The organism is Streptomyces sp. NPDC058683 (genome assembly GCF_042716195.1).
Taxonomy (GTDB): Bacteria; Actinomycetota; Actinomycetes; order Streptomycetales; family Streptomycetaceae; genus Streptomyces.
Window position 1 is genome coordinate 21,745 of record NZ_JBHXSK010000087.1, and the last position, 9,025, is coordinate 30,769.

Annotated in this window: 7 protein-coding genes; 6 read left to right on the forward strand and 1 reads right to left on the reverse strand. The window is 69.4% G+C overall.

The window, feature by feature from the left end:
• Nucleotides 1-73 precede the first annotated feature (73 nt).
• Nucleotides 74-2,836 (reverse strand): penicillin acylase family protein, encoded by a 2,763-nt coding sequence (locus tag ACFWXC_RS50360; RefSeq protein ID WP_384490589.1) that lies wholly within the window; start codon nt 2,834-2,836, stop codon nt 74-76.
• Nucleotides 2,837-3,095: 259 nt separating this feature from the next.
• Here ACFWXC_RS50360 and ACFWXC_RS50365 point away from each other — a divergent pair, with 259 nt between their 5' ends.
• From ACFWXC_RS50365 to mscL, 6 genes are all read left to right on the forward strand, one after another.
• On the forward strand, nt 3,096-4,622 hold the full coding sequence (locus ACFWXC_RS50365) for a potassium/proton antiporter (protein WP_384490605.1): 1,527 nt from the start codon (nt 3,096-3,098) through the stop codon (nt 4,620-4,622).
• Nucleotides 4,623-4,941: 319 nt separating this feature from the next.
• Complete coding sequence (locus tag ACFWXC_RS50370) at nt 4,942-6,234, forward strand: MFS transporter (protein WP_384490591.1); 1,293 nt, start codon at nt 4,942-4,944, stop codon at nt 6,232-6,234.
• Nucleotides 6,235-6,301: 67 nt separating this feature from the next.
• Nucleotides 6,302-6,634: an FmdB family zinc ribbon protein gene (locus ACFWXC_RS50375; RefSeq protein WP_384490593.1), complete on the forward strand. Its 333-nt coding sequence runs from the start codon at nt 6,302-6,304 to the stop codon at nt 6,632-6,634.
• Nucleotides 6,635-6,734: 100 nt separating this feature from the next.
• Entirely contained in the window at nt 6,735-7,568 is an 834-nt protein-coding gene (locus tag ACFWXC_RS50380; RefSeq protein WP_384490595.1) for an S-methyl-5'-thioadenosine phosphorylase, read from the forward strand.
• Nucleotides 7,569-7,745: 177 nt separating this feature from the next.
• On the forward strand, nt 7,746-8,321 hold the full coding sequence (locus ACFWXC_RS50385) for a hypothetical protein (RefSeq protein WP_384490597.1): 576 nt from the start codon (nt 7,746-7,748) through the stop codon (nt 8,319-8,321).
• A gap of 138 nt (nt 8,322-8,459) precedes the next feature.
• Nucleotides 8,460-8,936: a large conductance mechanosensitive channel protein MscL gene (mscL, locus tag ACFWXC_RS50390; RefSeq protein WP_384490599.1), complete on the forward strand. Its 477-nt coding sequence runs from the start codon at nt 8,460-8,462 to the stop codon at nt 8,934-8,936.
• Nucleotides 8,937-9,025 lie beyond the last annotated feature (89 nt).

A 9,025-nucleotide genomic window follows, 5' to 3' on the forward strand; every position in this document is an offset into this window, starting at 1 on the left:
GCAGGCTCCGGTACGTGAAACGGCCCTCCACGCGTGCGTGGAGGGCCGTTTTCGTCAGCGTGCGGTCAGCAGCTCAGGGCTTGAGGACGAGCGTGTCGTCGGTGCTCTTGTCGACCGCCTTGTCCGAGAACGACCACGGGAGCAGCTCGCCGTCGGCCCACTTGCCGGTCTGGTCGGTGTAGTGGGCGCTGAAGGCGTGGCCGGAGGCTCCGGTGAGGTTGATCCACTTGGATTTGTCGAGGTCGTCGAGGTTGACGACCATCCGCATGGAGGGGACCCAGACGACGCCGTAGCCGCCGGCGGCGTTCCAGCCGGTGGCGTTGACCGTGGCCTCGCCGCCGCTGAGCTTCCAGGGGCCCCGGTTGAGGACGTACTGGACGATGGCCGGGCCGTCGGTGCCCAGGGTCTGGTTCTTCAGGAACAGGCGGTGCAGCCGGCCCCAGCTCCAGGTGTCGATGTCCTTGCCGAGCTTGGCGGTCAGTTCCCAGCGGGCGTCGACCATGGCTCGCTCGAACAGCTCGTCCATGTTGTCGGCCTTGTTGCGGTCACCCGCTCCGGCCGGCGTCTTCCACCAGTCGCTGTCCGGCTTGTCCATGAGGGTGCGGACCACCTCGAACCAGCGGTCGCCGCCGTCCGGCTGGGCCTGGTCGGCGTCGCGCTCGCCGCACTCGCGGACCTTGGTGTCGTCGTCGACCGGACCGGTGCCGTCGGCCTTCTCGACCCACAGGCACTGGCCCTTGACCCGCAGCTCCTTGGGCAGTTTGTTGCCGAAGGCGAGCTTGAGGATGTTGCGCCAGACCGCGTTGAAGTAGGCGGCGGCAGCGGAGTCGGCGTCCTGGGTGTAGTCCCAGCCCTCGAGGAGCTTCTGCGCCTCGCGGACGTCCTTGTCGTCGAGGTTGATCTTCAGCAGCTTGGGCACGAGCAGCTTGGCGATCTCGCTGCTGTTGTCCAGCTGCATCTGACGCATGTCGTCGGTGGAGATCTTGCCGCCGTCCTTGATCTTCGACTCGATCAGGTCGGTGATGCGCTGGCTGCGGGTGCCGTAGCCCCAGTCCGTGGTGAGCGTGTAGGGGTACTTGTCCTTGTCGACCACGGCCTGGTTGGCGGTGACGATGTAGCCGCGCTTCGGGTCGTACTCGTAGGGCAGTTCGTCCTGCTTGATGTAGCCGGTCCACTTGTACTCGGAGTCCCAGCCGGGGGCCGGGATGGAGCCGTCGTGGGCCGACGAACGCGTGGGGATCTTGCCGGGCAGCGTGTAGCCGATGTGGTTCTTGGTGTCGGCGTAGATCAGGTTCTGCGAGGGCACGTCGAACTGGGCGGCCGCGTCGCGGAAGCTGCTCCAGTCGGAAGCCTTGTCGAGGGCGAAGACGGCGTCCATGGTGGTGCCCGGTTCGAGGGCGGTCCACTTCAGGGCGACGCCGTAACCGTCGCCGCGGTCGGGTGCGGCGGTGTCGACGGAGGCCTTCTTGCCGACCTCGACGAGTTCGTCGTCACGGTCGGAGAGCAGGGGCATACCGTCGGCGGTCTGCCGTACGACGATCTTCTTCGACGTGCCGCCGGCGACCTTGATGGTCTCCTCACGGCTCGTGAAGGGCTTGGTCCTGCCGTCGTACAGGTAACCGTCGCCGGAGAGCTTCTCCAGGTAGAGGTCGGTGACGTCGACACCGGAGTTGGTCATGCCCCAGGCGATGTCCGCGTTGTGGCCGATGATCACACCGGGCATGCCGGCGAAGGTGTAGCCGGTGACGTCGTACTGGCACTTGCTGGAGACCGTCGTGCAGTGCAGGCCCATCTGGTACCAGACGGACGGCAGCGAGGCCGACAGGTGCGGGTCGTTGGCGAGCAGTGGCTTGCCGGTGATGGTGTACTTGCCCGCGACGACCCAGGAGTTGGAACCGATGCCCTGGCCGTTCACGCCGACGGCCGTGGGAACGTCCTCCAGGACGTTGTAGAGGCCCGCCAGCTGGCTTGTCAGCGCCGAACCGGTGGTCGACGAGGTGGAGGAGCCACTCGTGCCCGTCGAGGTCCCGGAGCCGCTTGTGGAGCCGCTCTGCTCGAACGTCTTGGTGAGCTCGTCGTACTGCCCCTCCTGGACGATCGGTTTGTTGCGGCTGTACGGGTAGTCCGGGTAGAGGTCCTTGATCTGCTGCGGGCCGAGGCGGCTGGTCATCAGGGCCCGGTCGATCTCGTCATCCATGTTGCCGCGCAGGTCCCAGGCCATCGCCTTCAGCCAGGAGACCGAGTCCACGGGCGTCCACTGCTCGGGCTTGTAGTCGTTGATGAAGCCGAGGGCCGCGTACTCCAGGGAGATGTCCTTGCCGTCCTTGCCGGCGAGGTAGGCGTTGACCCCCTTGGAGTAGGCCTGGAGGTACTTCTTCGTCGAGTCCGACAGCTTGGTGTCGTACTCCTCCTTGGCGACCCGGTCCCAGCCCAGCGTGCGCAGGAACTCGTCGTCCTTCACCTGGCCCTTGCCGAACATCTCCGACAGGCGCCCGGACGTCATGTGACGGCGCACGTCCATCTCGTAGAACCGGTCCTGCGCCTGGACGTAGCCCTGCGCCATGAACAGGTCCTCGTCGGACGAGGCGTAGATCTGCGGGATTCCGTAGCCGTCCCGCTTCACGGTCACGGGTCCGGACAGGCCCTTGAGCGTGAGCGAACCCTTGGTCTGCGGGAAGGACGCGCGGACCGTGCTGATCGACCAGTACGCCCCGTAGGCGATGCCCCCGACGATGGCGAGGACGAGCACCAGAACGATCAGGCGGGCTTTGCGCCCCTTTTTCCTGCCGGACTTGCCAGGCTTGTCACCCGATGTGGCGGTGGTGTTGGGGGGCATCGCTGTCCTTGCTGTCCTAACGCGAGCGGCAGGCGGTCCTGGAGTGCTGGAGCAACCATAGGCGCAGGGCCTTACGCGCCTTGACGCGGAGTCGGGAACCGGCAGGCACGGGTGTTCGATCTTGCCTCGCGGAACGTCAAGAAAGCGTCAAGAGTTAGGTAAGGTAACGAAGTACTTGGGTGCGGGGTGCCGCAGCCTCGGGTCTTGTGTACGTGAGCTTTCGCGTCGCCCGCGCGCGAGCCGACGAAGGGAATCGCCACTGACTGTCCAGCACCTCAACCAGCTCCTGCTCGTCTGCTCCCTGGTCCTGCTCGTCGCCGTCGCGGCGGTCCGGATCTCCTCACGCAGCGGGCTCCCCAGCCTGCTCGTGTACCTGGGGATCGGCGTCCTCATGGGCCAGGACGGCATCGGCGACATCCACTTCGACAACGCCGAACTGACCCAGGTCATCGGATACGCGGCCCTGGTCGTGATCCTGGCCGAGGGCGGTCTCGGCACGAAGTGGAAGGAGGTCGAACCCGTCCTGGCGTCCGCGTCCATGCTGGCCCTGGTCGGGGTCGGGGTGAGCGTCGGGGTCACCGCGGCGGGCGCGCACTATCTGGTCGGGCTGGAGTGGCGGCAGGCGCTCATCATCGGTGCGGTGGTGTCCTCGACGGACGCGGCGGCGGTCTTCTCGGTGCTCCGGCGCATTCCCCTCCCCGCGCGCGTGACGGGCACGCTGGAGGCGGAGTCCGGCTTCAACGACGCCCCGGTGGTCATCCTGGTCGTCGCCTTCTCCACCGCGGGACCGGTCGAGCACTGGTACGTCCTGATCGGCGAGATAGCCCTGGAGCTGGCCATCGGAGCGGCCATGGGCCTCGCGGTCGGCTGGCTCGGCTCCTGGGGCCTCAGGCATGTGGCGCTGCCCGCCTCCGGCCTCTACCCGATCGCCGTGATGGCCATCGCGGTCACGGCGTACGCCGCCGGCGCGCTGGCGCACGGCAGCGGCTTCCTCGCCGTCTACCTCGCCTCCATGGTGCTCGGCAACGCCAGGCTGCCGCACTGGCCCGCCACGCGCGGCTTCGCCGAGGGACTCGGCTGGATCGCCCAGATCGGCATGTTCGTCCTGCTCGGCCTGCTGGTCACCCCCCACGAACTGGGCGACGACATCTGGCCGGCCCTGATCATCGGGCTCGCGCTCACCATGGTGGCGCGGCCCCTGAGCGTGATCGTCAGTCTCGCGCCGTTCCGTGTGCCCTGGCGGGAGCAGACCCTGATGTCCTGGGCCGGCCTGCGCGGCGCCGTTCCCATCATCCTGGCGACGATCCCCATGGTGAACGGCGTCGACACCAGCCACCGGATCTTCAACATCGTCTTCGTCCTGGTCGTCGTCTACACCCTCGTCCAAGGGCCGACGCTGCCCTGGCTGGCCCGCAAGCTGCGGCTCGGCACCGGCCCGGAGGCGGCCGACCTCGGCATCGAGTCCGCCCCCCTGGAGCGGCTGCGCGGGCACCTGCTGTCCGTCTCGATCCCCGAGGGCTCGCGGATGCACGGAGTCGAGGTCAACGAACTGCGGCTGCCCGCCGGGGCCGCCGTCACCCTGGTCGTCCGCGAAGGAAAATCGTTTGTCCCCCTGCCCACGACGGTGCTGCGTCGCGGGGACGAACTCCTCGTGGTCGCCACCGACCCGGTGCGCGACACCGCGGAGCGGCGGCTGCGGGCGGTCGGGCACGGGGGCAAGCTGGCGGGCTGGCTGGGCACGAACGGGACGGCGGGCGCGGGGTCGGGGTCGTCCTCGGGGCGGTGAGCGCGGGCGTACGCAACGGCTGCGGGCGCGGGGCGCGTGAGGCGCACGTTAAGGACGCGTTTCGGACGGTTCACACCGCCACCAATCCCAGGTGAACGGCCCCCGTGGTGCCCGTTTTCACAGGCGTACGAGGGCTTGAGCCCTGTACGATAAAAGCACCTGATCGAACCAACTCTGCCTGACGCAGAGCTGGCGCGACCGTATGGCGGCCGGATCGCTCTTCGCAGTGGACACCGGTATCTACCGCAGTTCCGCGCAAGAGGACAGCTCTCGGCGCCCCCGCACGGGCGCGCTACCAGGCGGCAGAAAGGCACGGGCCGTGGCATCCACGGTCACCACCGAGCCGTCGGAGAACTCGGCAACGCCGCCCCGCCCGGGATACGGACAGCTGCTGCGCACCCGCGGGGCCTGGACGTTCCTGCTCCCCGGTTTCGCGGCGCGCCAGCCGTTCGCGATGCTCACCATCTCGATCGTGCTGCTCGTGCAGCACTCCACCGGCTCGTACGGCGCCGCGGGCGCCGCCGCGGCGGTCACCGGTGTCTCCATGGCGCTGTTCGCGCCCTACAGCGGCCGCCTCGCCGACCGCTACGGGCAGCGCGCGGTGCTGATCCCCGGAGTGCTGGTCCACACGCTGTCGGGCCTCGCCTTCACGGCACTCGCGCTGGCGCACGCGCCCCTGTGGGCGCTGTTCGCGGCGGCCGTGCCGACCGGCGCTTCGGTGCCGCAGGTCGGCCCCATGGTGCGCGCCCGCTGGGGCGTGAAGCTCCAGGACTCGCCTCTCATGTCCACCGCGGCCGCCTTCGAGTCCGTCACGGACGAGCTCACCTTCGTCTTCGGGCCGCTGCTCGCGACCGCCCTGTGCACCACCGTGACCCCGGCCGCCGGCCTGGTCACGGAGGCCGCGCTGACCCTGGTCGGCGGTCTCCTCTTCGCCGCTCAGAACGGCACCCAGCCGCGAGTGACCGGCACCGGCCACGCGCGCGTGCAGCACGTCTCCGCGCTCCGCGTGCCCGGCGTGCGGGTGCTGGTCGTCGTCTTCCTCGGCATCGGGTCCGTCTTCGGCGGCATGCAGGTCTCGCTCGCCGCGTTCACCGAGTCGATCGGCGAGCCCGGCCTGAACGGTGTCCTGTACGGCACCTTCGCCGCGGGCAACATGCTCTCGGGCATCGTCTGCGGCGCGATCGCCTGGAAGGCCGCCCCGCACCGGCGCCTGGTCGTCGGCTACGCGGCGCTCGCGCTGACCGCGTCGGCGCTGTGGACGTCCCACTCCGTGCTCGTCCTGGCCGGCCTCGGTCTGCTGGTCGGCATGTGCATCGCACCCGCGCTGATCACCGGATACACGCTGGTCGAGGGCCTGGTCCCGGCCGGCGCGCGCACGGAGGCGTTCACCTGGCTGACCGGCGCGGTGGCGCTCGGCCAGGCGGCCGCGGTCACGGTCGCCGGACAGCTGGAGGACCGCCTGTGGGGCGGCGCCGGGTTCCTGGTGCCGATGGCGGGCACGGTGCTCGCCCTGGTGACCCTGCTGGCGCTGCGCTCGCGGCTCGTCACCCGGCCCCGGAACCGGACGGTCGCACGTGGCGTCGGTCACCGCGTGCCGGTGACGGTGGACTGATCCTCAGGAATACGTCACTATGGACCGTCGTTAGCACTCATCGAGTGAGAGTGCCAGGAGGAAGACAGTGCCGACCTACCAGTACCAGTGCACCGAGTGCGGCGAGGGCCTCGAGGCGGTGCAGAAGTTCACCGACAACGCCCTGACCGAGTGCCCCAACTGCGGTGGCCGCCTGAAGAAGGTGTTCTCCGCCGTCGGCATTGTCTTCAAGGGCTCGGGTTTCTACCGCAACGACAGCCGCGGCTCCTCGTCGAGCAGCAGCCCCGCGTCGAAGCCGTCCGGCTCCGGCTCGTCGAGCACGTCGTCCGACTCGAAGTCGTCCGACGCGAAGTCGACGTCCTCGACGTCTTCGTCGGGTTCGACGTCCTCCTCGGGCTCCGCCAGCAGCTCCGCCGCCTGAGACTCCTCCTTCCGGACCCCGCCGTCGTACGACGGCGGGGTCCGAGGTGTTCCCGGGCACCGGCTCCTGCGTGCTCCGGCGGCCAGCTAGTGTGCTGAGCATGGTGAACGCAGAGATCGGCGTAATCGGCGGCTCCGGCTTCTACTCCTTCCTCGACGACGTGACCGAGGTCCAGGTCGACACGCCCTACGGGCCGCCCAGCGACTCCCTCTTCCTCGGCGAGATCGCCGGCCGCCGGGTCGCCTTCCTGCCCCGCCACGGACGCGGCCACCATCTGCCGCCGCACCGCATCAACTACCGGGCCAACCTCTGGGCGCTGCGCTCCGTCGGCGTGCGCCAGGTGCTCGGCCCGTGCGCGGTGGGCGGTCTGCGCCCCGAGTACGGGCCGGGCACGCTCCTCGTGCCGGACCAGCTGGTGGACCGTACGAAGTCCAGGGCGCAGTCGTACTTCGACGGGCTGCCGCTGCCCGACGGCGCCGTGCCGAACGTGGTGCACGTCTCCCTGGCCGACCCCTACTGCCCCACCGGGCGCGCCGCGGCGCTCAAGGCGGCTCGCGGTCGGGACTGGGAGCCGGTGGACGGGGGCACGCTGGTCGTGATCGAGGGGCCGCGCTTCTCGACCCGCGCGGAATCGCTGTGGCATCAGGCGCAGGGCTGGTCCGTGGTGGGTATGACCGGCCATCCGGAGGCGGCGCTCGCCCGTGAACTGGAGCTCTGCTACACGTCGTTGACGCTGGTCACCGACCTGGACGCGGGCGCCGAGACCGGTGAGGGCGTCTCGCACGACGAAGTGCTGCAGGTGTTCGCGGCGAACGTGGACCGGCTGCGGGGCGTGCTGTTCGACGCGGTGGCGGCCCTGCCGGAGAACGCGGCACGGGACTGCCTGTGCACCAACGCGCTCGGCGGGATGGACCCGGGGTTCCCGCTGCCGTAGCACGGACGGCGGGGCGGTTCCCGAGCATCCGGCCCCCTGTGGAAAACGGGCGGAACTCCCCGTTCGGGTGGCGGAGTTGTCCACAACCCGTGGATAGTCCACGGGCTCCGACGCGTTTCGGCGCGAGGCCTCATCGTGGCCTCGCAAGCCGATTCCTCGTCGCAGGCGGTGATCCACATGTCCGTTCCCCCACCCTCCTCCCCCGTCTTCCCTCCTCCCCTTCGCGTCCCGCGCCCGCTCGGCACTGACGCCCCCGCCACCTGCGAGGTCCCGCACTTCGACCCGGTGCGGGTACGCGGCGGGAGCTGTCGGCTGGGGCGGCTGCTGCGGCACCGCAGGCGCGCCCTCGCGGCCGGCCTGGCGGTCACGGCGGCGGCACTCGTCGCGGCCGGACCCCGTGCCGCCACGGATCCCCTGCGTGCCGAGCGGCCCCGGAAGCATGCGGTCACTCAGCCGGTACGGCGGCACGCCCCGCCCGTGGACATGGTGACGGCGCCGGTGCGGATCGCCGACGCCGCAACGGTCCGCCTGCTGCGCCCGGGCGACCGGGTGGACGTCATCGCCGCCGGGGATCCCTCGACGGGCGGGGACGCCCGGGTGATCGCGCGCGGGGTACGTGTGACAGAGCTGCCGGAGCCGGTCGACGGAACCTCGGAGAGCGGGGCGCTGGTCGTGCTCTCGGTTCCGCGGGCCGCCGCGGCACAGCTGGTCGGCGCGAGCGCCACGGCGCGGCTGGCGGTGACGTTGTGCTGAACAGTCTGGGGAATTTTCTTGGCCGAATCCTGTCAAGTCCCTCGTTCGAGCTACCGGATTGGGCACGATGGCCGCATGGTGACGTAGGTTGCGGAGCGCTTTGTTCCACACCCTGTGCATGCGAGGAGAGTCCCCGAGGTGAGCGAAAAGAAGGATCCGGGCATATGGCAGGGCTTCAAGGCCTTCCTGATGCGCGGCAACGTCGTCGATCTGGCAGTCGCGGTGGTCATCGGCGCCGCCTTCACGAACATCGTCAACTCGGTGGTGAAGGGGCTCATCAACCCGCTGGTCGGCGCGATCGGCACGAAGAACCTCGACAGCTACAGCTCGTGCCTGAAGGACCCGTGCGCGCTGAACCCGGACGGCACGGTGAAGAGCGGCATCCCGATCATGTGGGGCTCCGTCCTGGGAGCCACACTGAGCTTCGTGATCACCGCGGCGGTCGTGTACTTCCTGATGATCCTGCCGATGGCCAAGTACCTGGCCCGGGTGGAGGCCCGCAGGAGGGCGAAGGAGGGCACGCGCGAGGTCGTCGAGGTGACCGAGCTGGAGGTACTGAAGGAGATCCGCGACGTCCTGATCGCGCAGCGCGGGTCCGGGCACAACGGGCGCTAGTGTGATGCGCCAGAAATCCTGAGGGTTAGTTCTGCTCTGTTTTCTGGCCGGTGGTTCCGACCTTGGTGAGGTAGTGGGCGAGGGAGTTG

Excerpts from the sequence above, each read along its gene's own strand:
- ACFWXC_RS50385 (WP_384490597.1), top strand. The coding sequence starts at position 7,746 with ATGTCCGTTCCCCCACCCTCCTCCCCCGTCTTCCCTCCTCCCCTTCGC.
- ACFWXC_RS50380 (WP_384490595.1), top strand. The coding sequence starts at position 6,735 with ATGGTGAACGCAGAGATCGGCGTAATCGGCGGCTCCGGCTTCTACTCC.
- ACFWXC_RS50360 (WP_384490589.1), bottom strand. The coding sequence starts at position 2,836 with ATGCCCCCCAACACCACCGCCACATCGGGTGACAAGCCTGGCAAGTCC.